This window comes from Paenibacillus sp. J53TS2, assembly GCF_018403305.1.
Classification (GTDB): domain Bacteria; phylum Bacillota; class Bacilli; order Paenibacillales; family Paenibacillaceae; genus Fontibacillus; species Fontibacillus rhizolycopersici.
Map to the genome: position 1 here is coordinate 370,944 of NZ_BOSK01000003.1, position 22,985 is coordinate 393,928.

Annotated in this window: 19 protein-coding genes and 1 pseudogene; 4 read left to right on the top strand and 16 right to left on the bottom strand. The window is 56.5% G+C overall.

Annotated elements, in window-relative coordinates; genetic code table 11:
* Window positions 1-52: 52 nt before the first annotated feature.
* From KJS42_RS09545 to rhaB, 5 genes are all read right to left on the bottom strand, one after another.
* Complete coding sequence (locus KJS42_RS09545) at window positions 53-1,153, bottom strand: GntR family transcriptional regulator (RefSeq protein ID WP_213622688.1); 1,101 nt, start codon at window positions 1,151-1,153, stop codon at window positions 53-55.
* Window positions 1,154-1,260: 107 nt separating this feature from the next.
* Window positions 1,261-2,748: an L-arabinose isomerase gene (araA, locus tag KJS42_RS09550; RefSeq protein ID WP_213622689.1), complete on the bottom strand. Its 1,488-nt coding sequence runs from the start codon at window positions 2,746-2,748 to the stop codon at window positions 1,261-1,263.
* 563 nt (window positions 2,749-3,311) lie between these two features.
* Window positions 3,312-4,118 carry a rhamnulose-1-phosphate aldolase gene (gene rhaD / locus KJS42_RS09555; RefSeq protein ID WP_193416580.1) on the bottom strand — a complete coding sequence of 269 codons (807 nt, stop codon included), beginning with the start codon at window positions 4,116-4,118 and terminating at the stop codon, window positions 3,312-3,314.
* Window positions 4,119-4,224: 106 nt separating this feature from the next.
* Window positions 4,225-5,481: an L-rhamnose isomerase gene (gene rhaA / locus KJS42_RS09560; protein ID WP_213622690.1), complete on the bottom strand. Its 1,257-nt coding sequence runs from the start codon at window positions 5,479-5,481 to the stop codon at window positions 4,225-4,227.
* Window positions 5,482-5,528: 47 nt separating this feature from the next.
* Window positions 5,529-6,986 carry a rhamnulokinase gene (gene rhaB / locus KJS42_RS09565; protein ID WP_213622691.1) on the bottom strand — a complete coding sequence of 486 codons (1,458 nt, stop codon included), beginning with the start codon at window positions 6,984-6,986 and terminating at the stop codon, window positions 5,529-5,531.
* A 258-nt stretch (window positions 6,987-7,244) separates the two neighbouring features.
* On the opposite strand from rhaB, the gene KJS42_RS09570 reads away from it, so the two are divergent.
* Window positions 7,245-8,000, top strand: a complete 756-nt coding sequence (locus KJS42_RS09570; RefSeq protein WP_213622692.1) for a DeoR/GlpR family DNA-binding transcription regulator — start codon at window positions 7,245-7,247, stop codon at window positions 7,998-8,000.
* Here KJS42_RS09570 and KJS42_RS09575 read toward each other — a convergent pair.
* The 4 genes from KJS42_RS09575 to KJS42_RS09590 form a co-directional block, all read right to left on the bottom strand.
* Entirely contained in the window at window positions 7,997-8,728 is a 732-nt protein-coding gene (locus KJS42_RS09575; protein WP_193416581.1) for a LutC/YkgG family protein, read from the bottom strand. The genes KJS42_RS09570 and KJS42_RS09575 overlap by 4 nt on opposite strands.
* Window positions 8,721-10,241, bottom strand: a complete 1,521-nt coding sequence (locus tag KJS42_RS09580; RefSeq protein ID WP_213622693.1) for a LutB/LldF family L-lactate oxidation iron-sulfur protein — start codon at window positions 10,239-10,241, stop codon at window positions 8,721-8,723. Before KJS42_RS09580 ends, KJS42_RS09575 begins: the two co-directional genes overlap by 8 nt.
* Window positions 10,238-10,966, bottom strand: a complete 729-nt coding sequence (locus KJS42_RS09585) for a (Fe-S)-binding protein (protein ID WP_213622761.1) — start codon at window positions 10,964-10,966, stop codon at window positions 10,238-10,240. Before KJS42_RS09585 ends, KJS42_RS09580 begins: the two co-directional genes overlap by 4 nt.
* 71 nt (window positions 10,967-11,037) lie before the next feature.
* On the bottom strand, window positions 11,038-13,119 hold the full coding sequence (locus tag KJS42_RS09590; protein WP_244868428.1) for a bifunctional aldolase/short-chain dehydrogenase: 2,082 nt from the start codon (window positions 13,117-13,119) through the stop codon (window positions 11,038-11,040).
* 373 nt (window positions 13,120-13,492) lie between these two features.
* Here KJS42_RS09590 and KJS42_RS23280 point away from each other — a divergent pair.
* Both KJS42_RS23280 and KJS42_RS09595 read left to right on the top strand, forming a co-directional pair.
* Window positions 13,493-13,672 (top strand): annotated as a pseudogene (locus KJS42_RS23280) (transposase); the annotation flags it as partial.
* Between the two features lie 60 nt (window positions 13,673-13,732).
* Window positions 13,733-14,404 carry a hypothetical protein gene (locus KJS42_RS09595; RefSeq protein WP_244868443.1) on the top strand — a complete coding sequence of 224 codons (672 nt, stop codon included), beginning with the start codon at window positions 13,733-13,735 and terminating at the stop codon, window positions 14,402-14,404.
* A gap of 463 nt (window positions 14,405-14,867) precedes the next feature.
* Here KJS42_RS09595 and KJS42_RS09600 read toward each other — a convergent pair whose 3' ends face one another.
* From KJS42_RS09600 to KJS42_RS09630, 7 genes are all read right to left on the bottom strand, one after another.
* Window positions 14,868-15,506: a ThuA domain-containing protein gene (locus KJS42_RS09600; protein WP_213622696.1), complete on the bottom strand. Its 639-nt coding sequence runs from the start codon at window positions 15,504-15,506 to the stop codon at window positions 14,868-14,870.
* A 16-nt stretch (window positions 15,507-15,522) separates the two neighbouring features.
* Window positions 15,523-16,500 carry an aldo/keto reductase gene (locus tag KJS42_RS09605; RefSeq protein WP_213622697.1) on the bottom strand — a complete coding sequence of 326 codons (978 nt, stop codon included), beginning with the start codon at window positions 16,498-16,500 and terminating at the stop codon, window positions 15,523-15,525.
* 39 nt (window positions 16,501-16,539) lie between these two features.
* Window positions 16,540-17,271, bottom strand: a complete 732-nt coding sequence (locus tag KJS42_RS09610) for an SDR family oxidoreductase (protein WP_213622698.1) — start codon at window positions 17,269-17,271, stop codon at window positions 16,540-16,542.
* A gap of 138 nt (window positions 17,272-17,409) precedes the next feature.
* Complete coding sequence (fucU, locus tag KJS42_RS09615) at window positions 17,410-17,841, bottom strand: L-fucose mutarotase (RefSeq protein WP_213622699.1); 432 nt, start codon at window positions 17,839-17,841, stop codon at window positions 17,410-17,412.
* The gene (locus KJS42_RS09620) at window positions 17,835-19,397 is read right to left on the bottom strand and encodes a rhamnulokinase (protein ID WP_213622700.1); all 1,563 of its coding nucleotides are present in this window, start codon (window positions 19,395-19,397) and stop codon (window positions 17,835-17,837) included. The genes fucU and KJS42_RS09620 overlap by 7 nt, the downstream gene beginning before the upstream one ends.
* 16 nt (window positions 19,398-19,413) lie before the next feature.
* Complete coding sequence (locus KJS42_RS09625; protein ID WP_213622701.1) at window positions 19,414-20,073, bottom strand: class II aldolase/adducin family protein; 660 nt, start codon at window positions 20,071-20,073, stop codon at window positions 19,414-19,416.
* Between the two features lie 34 nt (window positions 20,074-20,107).
* Entirely contained in the window at window positions 20,108-21,898 is a 1,791-nt protein-coding gene (locus KJS42_RS09630; protein ID WP_213622702.1) for an L-fucose isomerase, read from the bottom strand.
* Window positions 21,899-22,105: 207 nt separating this feature from the next.
* Here KJS42_RS09630 and KJS42_RS09635 point away from each other — a divergent pair, with 207 nt between their 5' ends.
* The gene (locus KJS42_RS09635) at window positions 22,106-22,948 is read left to right on the top strand and encodes an AraC family transcriptional regulator (RefSeq protein WP_193416467.1); all 843 of its coding nucleotides are present in this window, start codon (window positions 22,106-22,108) and stop codon (window positions 22,946-22,948) included.
* Window positions 22,949-22,985 lie beyond the last annotated feature (37 nt).

Below are 22,985 nucleotides of genomic sequence, written 5' to 3' on the forward strand. Positions count from 1 at the left end.
CCCCGCCGAACTTCAGCAGGACGATGAAACCGCCAAGTTGTCTCATTCCCGTTTATTTCTGACCCGTCAGTTCCAGCACCGAATCCCGTTCAATCAGCTCCGGTTCGAACACCGTATCGCCCGGCGTTTCTCCCCGCTCAATCATCCCGATCAGTTGGCGGGCGGCAAGCTCTCCCATCGTTGTTTTTGGGTGGGTCAGCGTCGTCAGCTTCGTGCCCGAGGCTGCCGCCAGGCTGGAATCGTCGAAACCGATGACGGACAAATCCTCAGGTACCCGTAAGCCGCATGCGGCCGCGGCGTCCATCAGCATCACCGCCAACTCGTCGTTATAACACACCAATGCGGTTGGACGCTGATCCGGCGTTTTTTGAAACAGCTCCAGCGCTTTTTGATAGGCGTACTCGCCTTTTTGCTCCGTCGTAAACGTCACCACATGCTGCGGTGACACCGCAATCCCGAAGTCCCGATGGGCGGACAGGAAGCCCTTCAGCCGGTTTACGCCCTGCAGGTCATCCCTTTTGAAGAACCCGGCGATCTGCCGGTGCCCCTTCTCCAGCAAGTAACGCGCCGCCTTCCGGCCTCCCGCCTCGTCATCCACCTTCAGGCAAGGGCATTCCAACTCGTGATACTTCTCATTGATCATGAGATACGGAATGCCCTTCTCCTGCAACTCCAAAAAATACCCCAAATTCGGGTTGCCCTCCGCGCTTTTCGTCGGCTCGATGATCAGTCCGCTGAGCGGCTGGCTCGTCATGAGCTGAAGACTGTCCATCTCCTTCTCCTTCGTATTGTCCGTGCTCGACAGCATCAATCGATACCCCTGCTGGCGCAGCTCCGCTTCCGCCCCCCGAACGATATGGGGAAAAATATAATCCGAAATATACGTCGTCATGATCCCGATCGTCTTGACCGCTTCGCCGTCTCGCCGTCCGGGATGCCGGACGAATGTGCCCTTGCCCTGGATGCGCTCCAGCCAGCCGTCCTTCTCCAGCTCGCCGAACGTTTGCCGAACCGTCTGCCGGCTTAAGCCGAACTGCTCCGCGATCTCGTTCTCCGACGGAACCTGTTTCCCGGGCTGGAGCTTTCCTTGCTCGAGCCAAGACAACAATTCGTTTTTGAGCTGCATATATTTCGGGATTTTCCGGTCATTCATGTTTCGTCCACCCTTCACCAATGCCACCGTTCTATTGACTACCCGTTATTGTAACATAGGCCGGGCGAACGTATCGGGCCGAAATCATCGGCCGATTTGGACTGTGATTAACGCAGCCGGTAAGCCGCATCGCTCCAGCGCAGCTCATTCTTAAATCGAGGTACCGAGGTATCCTTGTCGATGATCAACGCTTCGATGCCGGTCATTTCCGCCCAATCGGACAGGTTCTCCGCCGTGATGGCGTAAGACAACACCGTATGGTGCGCCCCGCCGGCTAAAATCCACGCCTCCGCCGATTCTCGCAGCGAAGGCTGCGGCTTCCACAACACGCGAGCGACCGGCAGCTTCGGCATCGGCTTCTCTACCTTCACGCCGTCCACCACGTTGACCAGCAGCCGGAAACGATGGCCCAGATCGACGAGCGAAGCGTTGACCGCCGGACCGGCCTGGCCGTCGAATACGATCCGTGCCGGATCGGCTTTGCCGCCGATGCCCAGCGGATGTACCTCGATGGTAGGCTTCGTCGCGGCAATCGTCGGGCACACCTCCAGCATGTGCGCGCCAAGAATCATGTGGTTACCCGGCTCAAAATGATACGTGTAGTCCTCCATAAACGAGGTGCTCTTGTTGTTCGCCAGCACCTTCAATACGCGCGTCAAAGCCGCGGTTTTCCAGTCGCCTTCGCCGCCGAAGCCGTATCCGGCTTCCATCAGCCGCTGCACGGCCAGACCCGGAAGCTGCTTGAGCCCATGCAGGTCTTCGAACGTTGTCGTAAACGCGCCAAAGCCGCCTTGCTCCAAAAACCACTTCATGGCGATTTCAAGCTTCGCCTGATAGGCGATAGATTCGCGAACTGGTCCGTTGCTTAGGCCCGCTTGCGTAATCGCGTACTGCTCGGCGTAATCCTTCAGCAGCGCTTCGGCTTCCGCATCGCTGACTTCGTTTAACACCTGCACCAGATCACCGACGCCATATCCGTTCACTGACCAACCGAACTTGATTTGCGCTTCGACCTTGTCGCCTTCCGTCACCGCCACCTCGCGCATGTTGTCGCCGAAGCGGGCCACCTTAAGCTGACGGCTCTCAGCATAAGCGGCCGCCGTCCGCATCCAGCCGGCGATCGAGCCGCGCACTTCGCCGTCTTCCCAATGGCCGACCACGATTTTGCGAGCGATGCCCAGCCGGGCGCCGATATGGCCATACTCACGGTCGCCGTGGGCCGACTGGTTCAGGTTCATGAAGTCCATATCGATGGTTTCCCAAGGAATATCGCGGTTAAACTGCGTATGGAAATGCAACAGCGGTTTTTGCAGCTGCGACAAGCCGGCGATCCACATTTTGGCCGGCGAGAACGTGTGCATCCAGGTGATGATCCCCGCGCAGGTCTCATCGCCGTTCGCGGCCAGGATCAACTTGTAGATTTCGTCTGGCGTCGTTACGATCGGTTTGAACACGACCGGGAATCCGATCGCCGGGTCTTGGTCCAGTTGTTCTGCGATGATGCGGGAATGGGCGGCCACCTCCTCCAGCGTTTCAGGGCCGTATAAGTGCTGGCTGCCGGTCACGAACCAAAAAGAATGCGGTTTCAATTTCATATGCCAAAGCGCCTCCTAATCATAAATAACTGCTAGCTAACTTGTACATACCATATCGGTATTTTCGACAATTCTTCTCTAATTGTACGTACAAGTCGATTTACCCTCATTGTACTGCCACCCGCTCAAAATGACAATAGGATTTGTTAGCGAATTTGAGATCAATTTTGTCCCATCCTACTTCTAACGGACCGGAGCGCCCTTATTCTGTCCATTTGCGCCTCTTCCGAGTTCTAACGGACCCAGGAGCCCTTATCGGCTCCCCATCGGACGTTTCCATCATCAATTTGGCGAAATAGGTGCACTAGGGTCCGTTAGAAATGCGAACCCTCGCTTTTGGGCTAAATAACGTCTCCTGTGTCCGTTAGCCGAACCTCCCTTTCGAGATCGCCGGCAGCATGCAAAAAAGGACCCCTGCACCGGAGTCCTGATCTGTATTCCCAACGATCGTCTCTTCTCTATTATCGTCTATGCTCTATACTAGCTCTCCATCGCTATCCCTCTTGCTCTCCACTCACAGCTTTTAGCCCGTGCGCCTAGCCTCTGCTCCTCCGCTATAATCCCTAGCTCAAAATCCCCGGCTGCGGTGTCACACCAAACGCTACTGCCAAGTCGCGCAACTGGGCATCGGTGATCTTTTGCAGCACCGGACGGTCGCCGAGCAGCATGTAGATTTGCGCCGCCTTTTCGACCGTTTCGATCAAGCCGAACGCCTCGTCCATCGTCGTACCGGTGCCAAAAATCCCGTGCTGCGGCCATACGACGACGCGATGCTCTCGCATCTTCGCGGCGGTCGCCCGCCCGATGTCCGGGCTGCCGGGCACCATCCACGGCACGATGCCGATGCCGTCGGGGAACACCACGAGACATTCCGTGCACATTTCCCATAGCGTTTTCGTCAGTTTTTTCTCATCCAGCTCATGGACGAACGTCATGGCCAGCGCATGGGTCGCATGGCAGTGCATGATGATCCGGTGCGCCGGGTCCACCTTCAAACGCTCGATATGGCTCATGAAGTGCGCTGGCAGTTCGCTGGTCGGTACCGCCCCGTCCCGAAGGCCCCACAGGATCTCGACCTGGTCACCGCCTTCAGCCACCCGCAATACGCCCAGATTCGCTTCCGGATCGGAGATCACATTTTTGAAATACTTGCCCGAGCCCGTCACGATAAAATAACGTCCCGCCAGCTCCTTCACCGGAAACGCGAGTTGCAGCTTACGGCGCTCCGTTACAGAAGCGGCTCCAAGATATTTCGCCACCTCCGCTTCATCCAGCAGATAGCTGATATTCCCTCCGTTGCGTTCATCCCAGCCCAGCCGCCACATATGGAACGAGATTTCCGCCATCTCCCGGATGAAAGGCACTTCCATCCCCGGGACCCGCCGACCTTGCTCCACTTCCGTTAATGTCGTACTCACAGTAGGTTCCTCTCCTTTTGGTCAAGCTTATATAAAAAAACGGATAACCTAGGTTGCATTACCGAGTCGCCAGCACGTTCGTTTCGTATTCTTTCACGTCTGCCAGCCAAGCTTCACGCACTGGCACGCCTTGCGTTGCGCAGAAGTAATCCCAAATGGCACCGTACGGATACGATTTGAATTCTTCGACCAACGCCAGCCGCGATGTGTAATCGCCGTCCAGTTCCAATTGCTTCAGCTTGTCGAGCGGCTCCAGCATCGCCCGCAACAGCGCTTTTTGCGTGTTGCGCGTCCCGATGACCCAAGCCGCGATATGATTGATGCTGCCGTCGAAGAAGTCGAGACCGATGTGCGTACGGTCCAGCAGCTCGCCGCGTACCAGCTCGCGGGCGATTTCCAACAGCTCGTCGTCCATCGTCACGACGTGATCGCTGTCCCATCGCACCGGGCGGCTGACATGAAGGAGAAGCTCGCGGCCAAACAACAGCCAGGAGGACAACTTGTTAGAGATCGTCTCCGTCGGATGGAAATGGCCGGCGTCGAAGCAGACCGCTTTGCCGCGAGACAACGCATACCCCATGTAAAATTCATGCGAGCCGACGACATAGCTCTCCGAGCCGATCCCGAACAGCTTGCTCTCCACCGCATCGATATTGTATTTCTCATCGATCGGTTCGGCGAAAACTTCATCAAGAGCCTCCATCAAACGAGCCCGAGGCGTGAGTCGATCCACCGGCGAATCCTTGAAGCCATCCGGGATCCAGACGTTAGTCACGCACGGCTGGCCGAGCTCCCGTCCAAACGATTCAGAGATCTTGCGCGACGCTTTGCAGTGGTCGATCCAGAACTTGCGGATATCCAGGTCCGGGTGACTAAGCGTGAACCCGTCCTTGGCTTTCTCGTGCGAGAAGCAAGTTGGGTTAAAATCCAGCCCCAACCCCCGCTCCTTCGCCCAATCTACCCAACCGGCAAAGTGTCTAGGCTCCAGGGCGTCAAGCTCAACCCGTTCGTCCGTATCGGCATAAATTGCATGAAGATTGACCTTGTGCCGGCCGGGAATCAAGCGAAGCGCCTCGTCTAGATCCTGCCGCAGTTCGTCCGACGTCCGCGCCCGGCCCGGATAACTGCCGGTAACCGCCAGGCCGCCGCCCAGCTCTTGATCCTTGCCCAGGAATCCCTTGACGTCGTCCCCCTGCCAGCAATGCAGCGAAATCTTGATTTGACTCAGTCGGGCCAGTGCAGCGTCGACGTCGATTCCATGGTGCTCATACAGCTTTTTCGCCTCGTGATAGCTGGTTTGAATCGCGTTGTCCATGTTCTGTTCCTCCTTTTGCATAATTTATCTATAGCTCCGTCCAACCGTCATCGTGCCAACAAATTCACGAACCGTTTCCGCGCCTCTGTAATCGGGTCGGCATTGCTCCCCCGAGGAACATACGTCTGGATCGGAAAAGACCGCCGAATCAGCTCACGCCCCTCGCCGATATCGCGAATCGCGCCGCTGCTGATCATTTGCACCAGCAAATTGCCCAGAGCCGTCGACTCCGTCGGCCCGGCTTCCACTTGGATGCCTGACACGTCCGCCGTCCATTGGCATAGCAGCCCATTGTTAGCACCACCGCCGACGATATGCAGCGTCTCCGGCTGTTGACCGGTCAGCCACTCAAGTTCATTCAAGTAAAAATCATAGGACAAGGCCAAGCTGTCAAAAATGCACCGCGCCACCTCGCCCGGCGTATCCGGAACCGGCTGGCCCGTCGCCGCACAGAACCGCCGAATCTCTTCGGTCATATTCGCCGGGTTCAGGAATCGATCGTCGTTACAATCGATCAAGGAACGAAACGGCGAGACCGCCTCCGCCAATTCCACCAATTCGGCGTAGCTGTGTTGTTTGTCGTAATCCTTACGAACCTCTTGGATCAACCACATGCCCATGATGTTTTTCAAAAAGCGGTACGTTCCGTACGCGCCCCATTCATTGGTATAGTTGCGCTCCATCGCTTCCGCCGTCGCCAGCGGTGTCTGCCGCTCCACGCCGATCAACGACCACGTCCCACTGCTGAGGTACGCCCACGAATCGCCGCTGGCCGGAACGCCTAACACAGCGGAGGCCGTATCGTGCGTCGCCGCGACGATCAGCTCGCATTCGGGCAACCCATAATCCCGAACCAATTCCGGCTTGATCTTCCCAAGCCGCGTCCCGGGCTCAGTTAGCACCGGAAACTTCGATCGGGGCAACCCCAGCAACTCAAGCAATCCCGGGTCGTACTCGCGGGTTTGCAGGTTTAATAACGCGGTTGTCGAAGCGTTGGTCATCTCACTGATCCGCCGCCCGGATAACAAATAATAGAGATAATCCGGCACGAGCAGGATCTGCTCTGCCGTCGCCAGCTCCTCGCGGTCATGCGCGAATAACTGGTACACCGTATTGAAAGGCAGATGCTGAATGCCCGTTTTCTCATAAATCCGTGCAAATGGATGGATCTCGTGAACTTGAGGAACTGCTTCAAGCGTACGGGAATCGCGGTAAGCATAAACCTCGCCGATCCGTTCCCCTTTCCCGTCCAGCAGCGCATAATCGACCGCCCATGTATCAATGCCTAGCGTACAGTTCTCGATCCCAAGCTGTTTGGCCTGCTGTAGCCCACGGAGGATTTCCCGATATATATGATCGATATCCCAATAACAATGCCCGTCACGTTCGGAAAACCCGTTGTCAAACCGGTGGATTTCCTGCAGCGACAACCGTCCATCCTGCAGTTCTCCCCTTACCAGCCTCCCGCTGGAGGCGCCGATATCAACCGCAACGTATTCTCTCATCGTTCAGCGCTCCTCGCTCTGAAATGCTGCCTGTTCTTACTTCTATCCTATGTCTGTTTCCTCTCATAGTCAACATAAACAAAGATGTATTATGTTGTTTTTATTTTGTTTTTGTCTATTCCGTGAAAGGAATCTGACTGTTTCAGCCGACTCATTCTTCAAATGCGGTTGCCAAGCGCCCCTTTTTCTCGCTATGATGGGAGGGAACCCAAGACCCTGGTGTCTTGACAATATGAACGGATCCCGAGGTGAATCGCCATGCTGGCGGCAGAACGCAAACAAAAAATCATCGACCTGCTTCATCAGGACAAGCGTGTCCTGGTGTCCGAGCTCAGCCGGATGTTTGAGGTGACGGAGGAGACGATCCGCCGCGACCTGGAGAAGCTCGAAAAAGAGGGGATCGCGACCCGCTCCTACGGCGGCGCCATACTCAACCGGCACACGAACGAAGACTTGCCGTATACGACCCGGAACACGCTTAATGTGGAGATCAAGCGGGACATCGCGCTCAAGGCCATCGACCTGGTGAACGACGGCGACACGCTGATGATCGATCCGAGCTCGACCTGCTTTGAATTTTTGAAGACGCTGCATTCGAAAAACAACGTCACCGTCATCACTAATTCCGTCAGCGTCCTGAACGAATTCGCCGGCTCGAACCTGAACATCATTTCCACCGGCGGTTCGCTGCGCGCGCGTTCCCTGTCGCTGGTCGGCCCCGCCGCCCAGGAAACCGTGCAGAAGTACAACGTCGACACCGCGATCATCAGTTGCAAAGGCATGTCGCCGGACAAGGGCATCTCCGATTCCAACGAGCCGGAATGCGAGCTGAAGAAGCATATGCTCCGTCACGCGGACAAAGTCATTTTGCTGGCCGACCATACGAAATTTGACAAGAATGCTTTCGTCAAGCTGGCGGACTGGGAGCAAATCGACTATCTAATCACGGACGAGCGCCCCTCCGATGCCTGGCTTCAGCTTCTGCAAGGCAAGAACATCGAAGTGTTGTATTAACCGACGAGTAGCGCAAACACGATGCCCGGCCCATGAACTCCGATCGTCAGATCGTTTTCGATGTCCGCCGAACGGCTTGGGCCGGAGATGAAATGGATGCCGGCAGGCAAGGTTTCGCGTCCGACCGCATCGAACGTATCCAGCACCTCGCCCAAACGGGTTTTCATCCGCTCTACGGGGATGATCGCGAACAGCGCCGTCGGCAACAGGCTAACCGAGCGCCCTTCCTCCGCGGCCGACTGAACGACCAGCGAACCGGTATAAGCGACGGCAAAGTCCGGCGCCACGACGCCGAAGTCCGCCTCCGCCGCCCGGGCGATCCAGGCCTCGGAGCGATGCCCGTTCCACACGGACACGCGGGCGCCGTCTGCGGCAAGCGCCTCATCCAGTCCAAGCTCCGCCAGTAACGGATTGTCCTGGCGTAGAATATAACGAGCGCCAAGCGCTTGCGCCTTGGCCATAATGTATGCCTTGGCCGCTTCAAGATCGTCCAGCCGGGCGACATGCCCCCCCGCTGCCGTAAAATTGTCCTCAAATCGAGCCAATCGCTCCTCCAGGCTCCAATCCAGCTCCCTCCAGTACGCCGGCGCTCCCCGGAACGGATGATCCGGCGCTTCCCGCAGCCGCGGCCGCTTGAGTTTTCCGGCAATCCGGTCCATAAACTGCTCCTGCTTCTGCCGCGCTTCCGCTTCCTTCACTTTCAACCAATCGTTATATTCGTTATCCATCATAGGTATGACCTTCTTTCCGGTCGATTGGCTTAGCCGCACGCTTGTGTAGCGCCTCCTTCATCCGCTCCTGCACGACCGTGCCGGTCACTGTTTGCGGAACGGAAGCGCGCAGTTCATGCTGAAGCGCATTCCAGCGTTCGCGGAACGGTTCGTTTGCCAGGCTTGGCGCAACGCGGTAACGGTTCCAACCCTTCAGCGGGCCAATCCGCGCCGGAATTTCACCGTTGCGAACGATAATTCGCTGCAAGACCCTTCCCGCCTTCAGCGCGCGTTGGAACCGCTTGGAGCTTGACGTCACGGCGGCAAAGCCCCTCATCCCTGCCGACTCCAGCTTGTTTCCATAGCCTTGCTCGACCTTGCGCCGGCGCAAATAGACAAGCATGTCGTGCAGCGGAATTTTGACCGGACACGCTTCATAACAGGCCCCGCACAAGCTGGAGGCCGAAGCGATATCGTCCCATTCCGCTACATTCTTGTTCAGCGCCGGCGTCAGGACCGCTCCGATCGGGCCGCTGTACGTTCCGCCGTAAGCATGGCCGCCGATATGGCGATATACCGGACAAGCGTTGAGGCAGGCTCCGCAGCGGATGCAGTTCAGCAGCTCCTGAAACTCCGGATCACCCAGTTGCTCGGACCGGCCGTTATCGAGGATGATGATGTGCATCTCCTCCGGGCCGTCCCCATCCGCTTTACGGCGCGGTCCGGTGATGCCGGACATATAAACCGTCAACTTCTGACCGGTCGCCGAGCGCGGCAGCAGCGTCGCCATCACCTCGAGGTCACTCCAGGAGGGGATGATGCGCTCCATGCCCATAAACGTGATTTGCGTTTTCGGCACGGTCGACACCATGCGGGCGTTGCCTTCGTTCTCGAACAGCACGATCGAACCGGTCTCGGCGATCGCGAAGTTGCAGCCGGTCATGCCGATGTCCGCCGCCAGAAACTTCGCCCGCAGCTTCCGGCGCACGAAGCCCGCCAGCACGCTCGTTTCCGGCGGCAGCTCTTCCCCCGCTTCGCGGGACAACAGCTCGGCGATCTGGTAACGGTTTTTGTGAATCGCCGGGATGATGATATGCGAAGGGGCTTCACCGGCAAGCTGAATGATATACTCGCCCAGATCGGTTTCAACCGCCTCCACGCCCGCTTCTTCCAGCGCCCGGTTGATGTGTAGTTCCTCGCTGACCATCGATTTCGACTTCACGACGGAACGGGCTTGCTTGCGTGCCGCAATCTCCAAAGCAATCCGCACCGCCTCTTCACCGGTCGAAGCAATGTGAACATGCGCCCCATTCGCCCGAGCTTGCTCGGCAAATCGATTTAAGTAGTAATCGAGATGCGCGATCGTATGCAGGCGAATTTGCCGCCCCCGCTCCCGCCATTCCTCCCAATTCCCATGGTCATCGGCGGCTTTCCGCTTCCCGTCGCGCAGACGTTCGGTCGTAAATCGCACCGCCTTACGCAAGAAATCATTGTTTAGTGCTAGATCCGCTCGCTCTTTTACGCTGCTCATGCCCCGCTCACCCCCTCATACAGCAGCTCCGCCAGATGCATCACGCGTACCGGCTGACGGCGGTACCGAAGTTGACCGGCGATGTTCATCAGGCAGGCCATGTCCAACCCGGTCAGTACCTCGGCTGACGTCTCCAGGACGTGGTCGGCTTTTTCCGTCACCATCGCCCCGGATATATCGGCCATCTTCACGGCAAACGTGCCCCCGAATCCACAGCAATCCTCCGCAAATGGGAGCGGTACAAGCTCCATGCCCCTTACGTTTTGGAGTAGTGCCATCGGCTCCTCCCTGATTCCGAGCAACCGACTGCCATGACAGGACGGGTGGTACGTAACCTTATGCGGAAACGTCGCTCCAAGATCGGTTACGCCCAGTACCTGAACGAGGAATTGGGTAAATTCATACGACTTCGCTTTCAATTCCTCGGCCATTGCCAGCCGGACCGGATCCTGCTCGAACAGCTTCGGGTAGTGTTGAATCATTCCGATGCATGAGCCTGAAGGTCCAACAACGAAATCGCTATCTGAAAAAGCCTCAAGCAGCGTGGCCGCCGAACGTCGCGCCTCATCCCAATACCCGCTGTTGAACGCCGGCTGACCGCAACAGGTTTGCACCTGCGGAAATTCCAGTTTGACGCCGACCCGAGCCAGCAATCGGGCCATCGCTTCCGCGATGCGCGGGTACACCGCATCGCCGATACAAGTGACAAACATCGAAACCTTGATGCCAGTCTCGGTCGTTGCCGTATCCGCTTTATCCAGCAGCTCCATCCTCGCACCTCCCTTAGGTTTTTATGCTACCTTACAAACGCCGCCGGGACACCACCGTCGATCGTCAGCATGCAGCCGGTCGTTTTCGCCGACTTGGACGAAGCGAAGAAGGCGACGCCCTCGGCGATATCGCGCGGATAAATATTCACCAGCAGCGTCGTGCGCTTGCGGTAATATTCCTCCAGTTGGTCCGGCTCAATGCCGTAAGCGGCGGCCCGTTCATTCCGCCAGTTAGAATTCCAAATGGCCGAGCCCTGCAAAATCGCATCGGGCAAAATCGTATTCACCCGAATGCCCAGCTCCCCGCCCTCGGCCGCGATGCAGCGGGCCAAATGAGCTTCGAGCGCCTTGGCGGAGCTGTAAGCAGTGACGTTTTTGCCGGCGTACACCGAGTTCTTCGAGCCGATAAACACCATGCTGCCGCCGAGGCTTTGCTCCTTCATCAGCTTGAACGCTTCCCGCGCGACGAGAAAATATCCCGTCCCCAGCACAGACATATTCAAATTCCATTCCTTTAGCGAAGTTTCCGTGAACGGGCTGGACGTCGCTAACCCAGCGTTATTCACGATGATATCGACGCCTCCGTAGGTCAACGCTGTTTCGGCGTAAGCAGCCGTGACCTGTTCTTCACTCGTTACATCCATCTTCACTGCCAGTGCCCGGTTCTCGCCGTATTGGGCATTTATTTCGGCAGCTATCTTCCGCGCACCCTCCAAATTGAGATCTGCCAACACGACATGAGCTCCCTCTCCAGCCAGTCGCCGAGCCGATTCACTGCCAATCCCGCCAGCGCCTCCGGTAATGAATGCAACCTTGCGGGAGAATTCCGCTTCTGCCGGAGCCAATGACAATTTGTACAGCTCAAGCGGCCAATACTCGACGTTGTAGGACTCGTTCTCACTGAGCGATACGAACCGACCGAGAGCCGTTGCACCTTTCATCACTGCGATCGCCCGATGGTATAACGCCCCGCTCAGCTTGGAGTTGACCCAGCTTTTGCCGGTGTTCAGCATGCCCACGCCAGGGATCAGAATGACGCGCGGTGCAGCGTCAAACATGGCGTCATTCGCCTGTTTATTACGCTCAAAATAAGCTTGGTAACGCGCTTTGTAATCGGCGATTCCTGCCGCCAGCTTCTCTTTCAGCCCGGTGACGTCTGCGGCATCCGGCTTCCAGTCGATGAAAAGCGGCACCACCTTGGTGTGCACCAAGTGATCGGGACAAGCCGCTCCAATCTGCGACAGCCCACCCGCATCCTTGCTGCCGGCAAATTCGAGCACGTCCGCCTCGTCATCGAACGTGACGATGACCGGCTTCTCCCCGCTCGCCAACCCACGGACCAGCGGCATGACCTCGGCCGCGATCGCTCGGCGCTGTCCGGCTTCGAGCGGCTCAGCCAACTGCCCGCCAAACACGCGGCCTTTCGCGGCTTGAGTACCGCTTTTCGCTTCAATATACGCCTCTGCCTCATTGATAATGGCAATGGTTTTGGTGTAACAATCCTCTTGCGTCTCTCCCCAAGTCACCAGCCCGTGCTTTTCCATCAACACCAACTCCGCATCCGGGTTGGCCAGTACGCCCTCTGCGATCATTTTGGATAACATAAACCCTGGGCGTATATAAGGAACCCACACAAACCGATTGCCGTAGATTTCCCGGGCTATGTCTTGGCCGTTATCGGCACAGCACAAGCTGATGATCGCGTCCGGATGTGTATGGTCCACATGCTTGAAGGGCAAAAACGCATGAAGCAGCGTTTCAATCGATGCTCGCGGATGTTTGGCGTCGATCATACAGTTCGTCAAGTAAGCCACCATCTCTTCATCCGACATCTCCTCCCGCTCAAAAAGGGGCCGAATGTCGTCCATGCGCAATCCGGTGAAGTTACCAGCTTTCATCGTTGCGAGATCCGAACCGCTGCCCTTCACCCACATCACTTCAACATCCCGGCCACGGAAGTCTTTCTCCATGGTTTTGCTCGACGTATTGCCGCCACCCCAGTTGCACACCCGTCGGTCTGCCCCAAGTAAATTAGAACGGTAGACGATTTGCTCCAATCCCGTGGATAAAGCCGATGCTTTGGATGAGTCCCATAAGTTCTGTACCATAATTACCTCCATTTTTGTTTGTTTGGTTTTTCCTTTATTTTTGTTTGTTTTAATTTTAAACGATTTGGTTTGTTTTGGGTATAGCGCTTTCATAAAATGCCGATTAAAATTTTGGACTTTGGGCACTTATCGCTTTATCGGATTAAAGCAATTGGTAATTGGGTACTCTTCACACCTCTCTCCACGATTATCCCTTTAGCTCAGAAAGCAGTGATTGCAGGATTCGAGTTATCCAGGGAGATGGTGAATAAAAAATAATGCAAAAAAGTTTATTAAAGTGAGGTTAAAAGCTTGATTCAAGAACGTATGTTTGGTAAAATTTTCTTACAACGAACATACGTACGTATTTTCATTGAAATGGGGGGAAGCGATCATGGGAGACAGTTCGGATACGGATCTTCAAATTATTAACAGTTTCTATCAGAATGAAGAGGCCTGCATTGAGGCGTTAATTGCCATGAAGTGGCCTACTGGCTTCGTCTGCCCGCGCTGTGCTTACCCTCGGTGTACCCGCCTGACCACCCGACGTATCCCCTTGTTTGAGTGTGGACGATGCATGCATCAAACTTCACCTTTGGTCGGTACCATTTTTGAAAGAACACATCTCTCTTTAATGAAGTGGTTTCGCGCTCTGGAGCTATTCCTGCTCCCCGACGGCATCTCGGCGATGCGGCTAAGTCAGGTGATCCATGTCACCTATAAGACCGCCTGGTTGATGCTGCACAAAATACGCCATACCCTCGGTGAGTCCGATGCCCGGGTACTACTGAGTGGTGATGTGAAAGTGAATAGCGACCAGTACGGTCGCAACCCGTCCCGGTGTCAGTTCCCCCACCCGCATGCCACGGCGGTCGTAGCCGGATGCACGCTAACGGAATCAGGCGAACCAGAGCTAGTCAAAATACGCCTGTTGCCTCACAAAAGAGGCGATGGAAGAAGGCCCAACCGCCTTGAACTCGACGAGTTTATCACCCGAAATGTGGATGTTCGTACTTCTGCCGTACAGTCGTTCCCTCTGGCTTTTCGGTTATTTACTCCCTTGCGAAAATTGGTGAGAGAGGCGTGGGATTCACTGAAGAGTACCTATGTTGCCTTAGGATCGAAGCATCTTCAAGCGTACCTGAACGAATTCACCGGACGCCGGCAACTGCATCTAGCTGGAACGAAAGAAACGCAACAGCAGAGGCTGCTAAAGTTGCTTTCCATGTGTGTATCGGTTACAGCAATCTCTTACCACAAACTAATCGCCCGTCAACTGAATTCTCCCCTTGCAGCTGCGGCCTAATCATAGACTCGACTACCGCTCTAGTCGCCTTACATCGTTTTTCGTTTCTTTCGCTTCTTTCATTTCTTGCGTTCGGACTGCTACATTCTGATTTAAACTTAATTGTTTCTTCTCTTTAGGCTACTTTCTTTCGCATTAAGCTACTTTCTTCTCATTAAGTTACTTTCTTCCTCTTGGCTGTTTTCTTCTCCCTAAACTACTTTCATCTCGGAAGATCTTCTTGTTGTCCCGATTCATTCGGATTCATTTCAGAACCGGCCGTAACCTGATCAAATGGGATAATCGTTAAGGGAAGGGGGCAGACATAGGTGACGGTGGGGCTGACGGAGGGTGTCGGGGGTGACAGGGGTGGCAGGGGGGCGGTGGGGTGAGAGAGGGTTGACCTTACCTCTTTGAATCACAAAAAATACTGGTCCCCAAGGCGAAGTTTCGCCTCGAAAGGACCAGTCCAGTTCATACTAATTTATTTTGCCGCCCACTTCGCTCCACCTCGCAGCAGTTTTGCTACCTCGGGATGCTGAAACGTGGGGAGGTGATGCCCCGGCATCAGGAACACGACCTTGCCGAGTCCATAAGCATGCGCCCAGGCCGCTGGCCAATCTTGGCCTTCATGGTGGTACGTGAGCAGCACCTCTTTGGCGCAAAACGGATCGAATTCGAAGCGATAAGGTTCTTCCGCCAGCACAAAAGGTTCGATCCCTTCCACGACCGGATGCCCAGCTCCGACCACTACCTGGAACTCAAGCTCCGTATATGGCGGATGCTCTGTAAACTTGGCCCCGATTAATTGGGCCAACTCCGGTCGGACCTGCAAGGAGATCCCGTTATGCACGACAAGCAACCCGCCGCCATTTGCCACGTAGGTAAGTAGCCCCGCCGCCTGCTCCGCGCTAACCGAGTCCTCCCAACGGTCCGTATAGGAGATGCAGAGATCGTATTCCTCTAGTGTTCCAGCGGCCAGCATGCCGTAATCCAGGCTGGTCGTAAGCTCGAAATCATCCTGCAGAATCCGCTCCAGCTCATCTTGTACCGCGTTCAGCGGATGGTAAGGCGCGTCAGCGTTATTGCCGATTACCCATGCGTTTTTCCGCGTGTTACTCATCTCCGTCATCCCCCTTTTACCAAGCGTAAGCTTGAGGTGCCGAACCTCCCGGACCCGGGAAGATCTCATCTAATCTCTTCAACGTGGCCTCATCCAGCTTGATATCGACCACCCGCAATGTATCCTGGAACTGCTCCAACGTACGCGGTCCGATGATCGGCGCGGTCATCGCGGGATTCACCAGAGTCCAAGCCAAAGCCACGTTAGCTTCGCTTTCGCCCAACTCCTGACACAACGCCGAGAATGCCTCAAGCTGCGGACGGAACTGCTCGTAGCGGTTATCGTTCGCCGTGCGCGAGCCAGCTTGCTTCTTTGACGCGTTGCCGCCGAGCAATCCGCCTTCGAGCGGGCTCCAAGCTACGACGCCGATGCCGAGATGCTCCGCGGCTGGCAACACTTCCAGCTCTGGCAAACGGCAGAGCAGATTATATTTATGCTGCTCCGATACGAGGCCAAGCATATGGCGGTTCTTCGCCTCATACTGCGCCTTCACCAGATCCCAACCGGCGAAGTTACTCGAGCCGACATAACCGATTTTTCCTTGCAGGATGGAAACTTGAAATGCTTCCCACAGTTCATCCCAAGATACGTTGCGGTCGATATGGTGCATTTGGTACAACTCGATGTGGTCGGTTTGCAGCCGGCGCAGCGAGCCTTCCAGATGGCGGCGGATTTTATAGGATGATAACCCGGCTGGGCTGTTTGGTCCGTCGAGGGGATCGCTCATATCGCCATGAACCTTGGTGGCCAGCACGACTTTCTCGCGGCGGCTTCCGCCTTGGGCAAACCAGCGGCCAATGATTTCTTCTGTCTTCCCAGCGTTTTCGCCCCATCCGTAAATATTGGCCGTATCAAAAAAGTTCACGCCCGCATCAAGAGCTGCGTCCATGATCCGGAATGCTTCCTTCTCGTCGGTGTTCACTCCGAAGTTCATCGTGCCGAGGCAAAGCTTGCTCACTTTTATTCCAGAACGTCCTAAGTACGTGTATTCCATTTGTCGATACCTCCATTTTCAATTAAGGATCCTACTTGACTACCACGGTAAAATATGGCCATCCACATCAAGGAATACCGGCGCCTTGGCAGGCTCGCTTCGCCGCTGCTCCATCGCCTCTCGGATAATGCTCCATAACTTACCTGCCGATTGTTCCGGTGTGAAGGTTGCGGCAGAATCTTTTTCCCCGCGCATAAACGTCTGCACCCAGCCGGGATGAAGGACTAGCACTTGTCCCCCTTGCGCTTTCACGCCGTTATGTACGACGTTCGAATGCATGTTCACCGCCGTCTTCGACATCGTATAAGCGAACCAGCTGTCCCTGTAGCATTGACCGATGCTTCCCGCTTCTGAGGAAATGTTAGCGATCGTCCGCGACTCGCTGTTTAGGATTAGCCTAATCAGTGCATTCGTCATCCGAAGACTGCCTAAAGCGTTGACGTTGAATACCTGCAGCATTTCTTCGAAGTTTAACTCGCCGAGGACCGTCGTTTCGATATCGCCCAGAATCGCCGCATTATTGATCAGGAGGTCCAACGAATCCGTATGCTCCCGCACCTTGTCGGCTGCCGCCTGCACGCTGGCATCGCTGCCCACGTCCAGGTCCACAAGAATCAACCGGTTGCCGTACGACGATACCAACTCCGGCAGCCCTGGATCCGCCGAATTGAACCTCCCGGCAAACACCCGGTGGCCTTCCTCCAGCAGCTTGCGCACCAGTTCAAGTCCGATGCCGTGATCGGCGCCGGTCACCAATGCCGTATAACTCATTGCCGTCCACTCCCCTTCTCCGAAGCCCTATCTGCTCATTCTGTCCGAGGCCGCGGTCTCTTTTATTGTAAACGCTTTTTCTCGGCGTTAAAAGGGGGCATGCCTTCCGGCAGCCCCCTTTGCATTCGATAACTTTTCTTATGATTTTACTACGCCTTTTTTTAGAATCACGTTAGCGTACAACGCTTTTTCCCCGGTGGAGACGATCGCATACGCCTGTTTGGCCCGTTCGTAAAAGGCAAACCGCTCGACTTCCTCGAACGGCTGATCCGCCGAGTGGTGGCGGCTCACGATCTGACGGTACTCATCCCAAATCGGCGTTTCTACCGGATCGCCGGGCATGACCGCCATCAACGCGACCGGGTGGCCCACGTAGACGTCGAGCGGAAACAGCGGCAGGATGGCATCCAGCAACGCGGGGATGCCGTGACCGTCACAGCGGATTAAGCGCTGGGCGTGGCTGGCTGCCGGAAAATTGCCGTCGGCAAGCACGATCTCGTCCGAATGCCCCATTTCCATCAGAGTCTTCAACAGCTCAGGTGAAAGGAGGCTGGATATCCCTTTTAACATTTCATCGACCTCCCAAGTCGTTCGAATCGCTCATAGGCGGCGGCCCAAGCCGACTGGCTTTCCTCAGACTCCGGCTCGTAAATCCGGAGCGGGAAGGATGCCTTGACCAGTGCGAGGCCTTCCTGCAAATCCTTAAGCCAGCCGCCGGTTCGCAGCTGGACAAGCAGATTGCCGATCGCGCTGGCTTCCACCGGTCCTGCCCAGACCCGGCGACCGATCGCTTCTGCCGTAAACCGGCAGAGTAGCTCGTTCTGAATGCCGCCGCCGACCATATGCAGCCCGGCAAACCGTAAGCCGGTCAGTTCCTCGGCCTGCTCCAACACCTGGCGGTAGCGGAGTGCCAGGCTTTCGAGGATGCAGCGGGCGAAGGCACCGGGCGATTCCGGTACCGGCTGGCCCGTTTCTCGGCAGTAAGCCCGGATCTCCTCCGGCATGTCGACCGGATTCATAAACCGCAAGTCATCCGGGTCGATCAAGGTGCGCAGCGGCTCGGCCTGCTCAGCTAGCAGTACGAGTTCGGCGAAAGAGTAGACTTCGCCGTCCTGCTCCCATTTGCGTTTACACTCTTGGAGGATCCACAGGCCCATGATATTTTTGAGCAAATGGTAGGTGCCGTCCACGCCGCCCTCGTTAGAGAATTGGCGCTCCAGCACCTCCGACGTCAGCAGCGGCTTCGCCATCTGAGTCCCCAGCAGCGACCAGGTGCCGCTCACGAGGTAGGCGAACGCCGGCGAATCCGCCGGCACGGCCGCAGCCGCGGATTCCGTGTCGTGCGAGGCTGCGGCGATGATCTTGATCGGCGGCACGCCAAGCTCCGCACAGACCTCCGCCGTCAATTCGCCGATTTCGGTGCCCGGGGGTACAGGATCGGGAAGTATCGCGCTCGGGATACCGAGTTGCTCCATCAATGTAGCGTTCCACGCGCCCCTTCCCGGATCGAACAGCCCCGTCGTCGTCGCCATCGTAAATTCGCAAACGCGCCGGCCGGTTAGAAAATAGTTCAGCAAATCCGGCGTCAACAACAGCGTTTCGGCCAGATCCAGTTTGGGAGAACCGGCTTTTCTCATGGCATACAGCTGATACAACGTGTTAAAGGGCATAAACTGCAGTCCGCTTTCGCGGAACAATCGCTCCGGGCCGACCAGGGCGGATACCTCCTCGACCATTCCTTCGGTTTGACGATCCCGATAATGGTACGGAATGCCGAGCAGCTCTCCGTTTCGATCCAACAGGCCAAAATCGACGCCCCAGGTATCGATGGCGCAGCTCTCCGGCCGGTACCCGGCCTGGAACGCTTTGCGAATGCCGGTTTTGATCTCTCGCAGGAGCATCGGCGTATCCCAATACAGGTGCCCGCCGATTTGGACCGGAACGTTTGGGAAACGGTGAACCTCGATGATATTCAGCTTCCGAACGCTGGAAGAGCCGTTGTCGGCACCGGCGCCGGAGGGGTCACCAAGGCGCTCGGAGATGATCTCGCCGACGAATGCCCGACCGCTGCTAGCGCCTAAATCAAACGCGAGGACGCAAGGGAAATGTTGTTGTTCCGATGACATGACCTTCACCGTCCAATCACTTCATTTTTTGCAGCAGCGTGATCCGGTAGTCTTCACTTTCGAGCGCCGCGATGTCCGCGACCTCCTGGTCCGTTAAAGGGACAGGCGTACCCGCCGCCTTCGCGTTTAAGTAAATTTTCGCGCTTTCCTCCACGACCTGGGTTCGGTAGTAAGCCTCCCGCAAATTACGGCCCGTTGTCACCAGCCCATGGTTCCCAAGCAAAATCGAGCTCGCCTCGTTCACCTTTTCGGCGACCGCATTCGCCAGCAGATCCGTCGTTGGGATCAAATACGGGATAAACGCCGTCCGACCGACCAAAGCGGCCTGATCCGGGAACATGATCGGCAGGTCCCGTTCGATCAGCGTAAAAGCGATGCAATGGGACGGGTGCGTATGCACCATGGCTCCCATGTCGGGCTTTTGGCGGTAGCCATATAGATGCATCAGCACCTCGGACGACGGACGCAGGCCGATCTCGGTCACTTCCCCCGTCGGGATATCCACCTCGATCCACTGCTCCGGCTCGATCTCCTCGAGCGCGAAGCCGCTCGGCGACAGATACATCTTATCGCCAGCCCGGGCGCTGATGTTGCCGCCCGGCCCCACGACCAACCCGCTCTCCACAATCTTACGGGCATATTTGCAAAGCTCCTGGCGTGTTTCCATGTTTTGCATCTCGTTTAGCTCCTTTATAGGCTTGAGTAACGGTTTACTTGTACAGCGGTCCAAACGCGGTGCACGCCCGGAAGTCTGCGCTCTCCGCATCCTCGGTACCGAACAGGCCCCAGGCCCGCGGACGGAACACCTTCTCCTTCGGCACGTTGTGCATGCTGACCGGGATGCGCAGGATTGACGCCAGCGTGATCAGATCGGCGCCGATATGGCCGTAGCTAATCACGCCGTGGTTCGCGCCCCAGTGATCCATCACGTCGTAGACGCTAGCGAACGCGCCGCTGCCGGTTAGGTTTGGCGCAAACCAGGTCGACGGCCACGTTGGGTCCGTTCGTTTATCCAGCGTGTGGTGCACTTGCTCCGGCAGATCCACCGAGTACCCCTCGGCGATTTGCAGCACTGGCCCGAGCCCTTTGACCAGGTTGAGCCGGGTCATCGTCATCGGCATGCCGCCACGGGTCAAATAGTCGGTGGAGAATCCGCCGCCTCGGAAATACTCCAGCGAAGCCGGTCGGAATTGCGTCGCTTGCAACATGCGATCGACCTCCTCGTCGCTGATCTCCCAGAACGGCTTGATGATGGGAGCGCCGTCCTTCATTTGCTCGCCGGTTCCGTCGAGCGCCGCCGAACCGGAGTTAATCAAGTGCAAGAGACCGCCCGCAGCGCGTCCTTCCAGCTTATGGCCGGTCACCCGCTCCACGGAGGCCGGGCTCCAGTACGTACGCACATCGGCAAAAATCTGCGCCGTATTCGTCAAGAAATACCCAAACAGCATGCCGACGCCGTTCAGACTGTCGTTCTCCGTTGCCACAAGGTAAGGCGCGCGCGTGCCGTTCCAGTCGAACGACGAATTAAGCATCGTCTCCATGAAATCGCCGTTCGGGAAGTGATCCGTCCACTGACGCTGCCCCTGGAAGCCGGAGGCAATCGCGTGATGGCCTTGCGCTTCTTCCTCGTACCCCAATTCGGCAAGGCGCGGGTTGCCGATCATCAGGTCGCGCGTGATCAGCGTCATTTTAACGACCGTCTCCCATTCTTGGTCCTTGCGCTCCCGCGTCGTCTGTAGCTGGGCCGGGTTATTATCCGGACCTTCCTGGCAATTCTCCTTGACCCAGGCCAATGCTGCATCGTATTCCTCGGGATCGTAAATCCCTTCCTCCATCCGCCGCGTAAACTCGGTCATGTCGATATACTCGTTGCGCATTCCCAGATACTCCTGGAAAAAGGCGTCGTTCACCATCGACCCTGCGATCCCCATCGACACCGAGCCCATCGATAGATAGGCCCGGTCGCGCATCAGCGCCGCCGCCAGCCCGCTGCGGGCAAACCGCAGCAGCTTCTCCTGCACGTCGGCCGGGATCCGGTCGTCGCCTTCGTCCTGTACGTCCTCGCCGTAGATGCCAAACGCCGGCAGCCCTTTTTGCGCATGCGCGGACAACACGGCGGCCAAATACACCGCACCCGGACGGCCGGTGCCGTTAAAGCCCCATACCGCCTTCGGGATCTGCGGATCGGTATCCATCGTTTCCGTACCGTAACACCAGCACGGCGTTACGGTGATCGATACGCCGACCTCGGCCGACTTGAATTTCTTCGCCGCGGCCGCCGCTTCCGCTACGCCGCCGATGCACGTATCGGCGATTACGCATTCCACCGGCTGCCCGTTCGGGTAACGGAGCTCCGCCTCTAGCAGCCGGGCCACTGCCTTGGCCAGGTTCATCGTCTGCTCCTCCAGCGATTCGCGTACGCCTCGTCTTCTGCCGTCGATCGTTGGACGAATGCCGACTTTCGGAAATCCGTCCCGCCATCTGTAACCGTTTTCAACCATACCCAACCTGCCTCCTTGGACAATGAATTATAGTCCCATTCTAAAGTTGGCTCGGTACGTTCGGGAACCTACTATATTGCCCTCTTGCCGCCGCAACACCGCAAAATAGTGAACCGCCTCTCCGCTGCGTAATTTTCCTGCAATTTCCTCCCATTCGCCTTCGCTTCCGCTATAATGGGAGTATCCAACGTTCGGGAGGAGCCCATCGTGCCGAAAATCGAAATTCCTCATCGCAAAAGCGACCGCTTCCGCTTCAAAAAGACGCCCGAGCTGCTGTACGCCGGCCAAGTCGTGGACGAACGCCGTTTCTACGCGCCGCCGCAAATCCACGACTATTGCGAGATCATCTATATCGTCGAAGGCCGAGGGGAATTCCGGATCGGGGGCACGACCTACGAAGTGCATCCCGGCGATGTCGCTGTCTATAACGCAGGCGTTCCGCATGAGGAACGTTCGGTGAGTCCAGAGCCGTTTAAGTTAATCTACTGCGGTGTTGGCAACGTGCATATCGACGGCGTACCGCCGGGGCAGCTGCTGCCCGCCTCCGTCGACCCGGTGATCCCGTGCGAAAAATACGCCTATAAAGTCGAGAGCTACCTGTCGGAAATGCTGCAGGAATGTGATTCCCAAGTGCTCGGCTACGAGACGCTCAGCAACAACCTGCTCATGTCACTGATCACGCTCCTATACCGGATCGTTGACGTGAAGCATCCTTTTGATCCTTTGAAGGACAAGAACGAAATTACCGTCCGCACCAAGCAGTTCATCGATAAGAATTACACCCGCAGCATTACGCTCAAGGAAATTGCCGATACCCTCTACGTCAGTCAACATTATTTATCTCATCTGTTCAAAAAAGAACTTGGTGACTCGCCCGTCAACTATCTCATCACCCGCCGGATCGAGGAGGCCAAGCGCCTGCTCCGCGAAACCAACGCGCCGATACATGAAGTCGCCGCACGGGTCGGTTACGGGAACGACAAATATTTCTCCATGTTGTTCAAAAAAGTAACCGGCCAATCGCCCAGCGCTTTCCGGGAAACGAAATAAACCGGGCGCTTTGTGCTCTGTGCGGGCGTTTTTCACC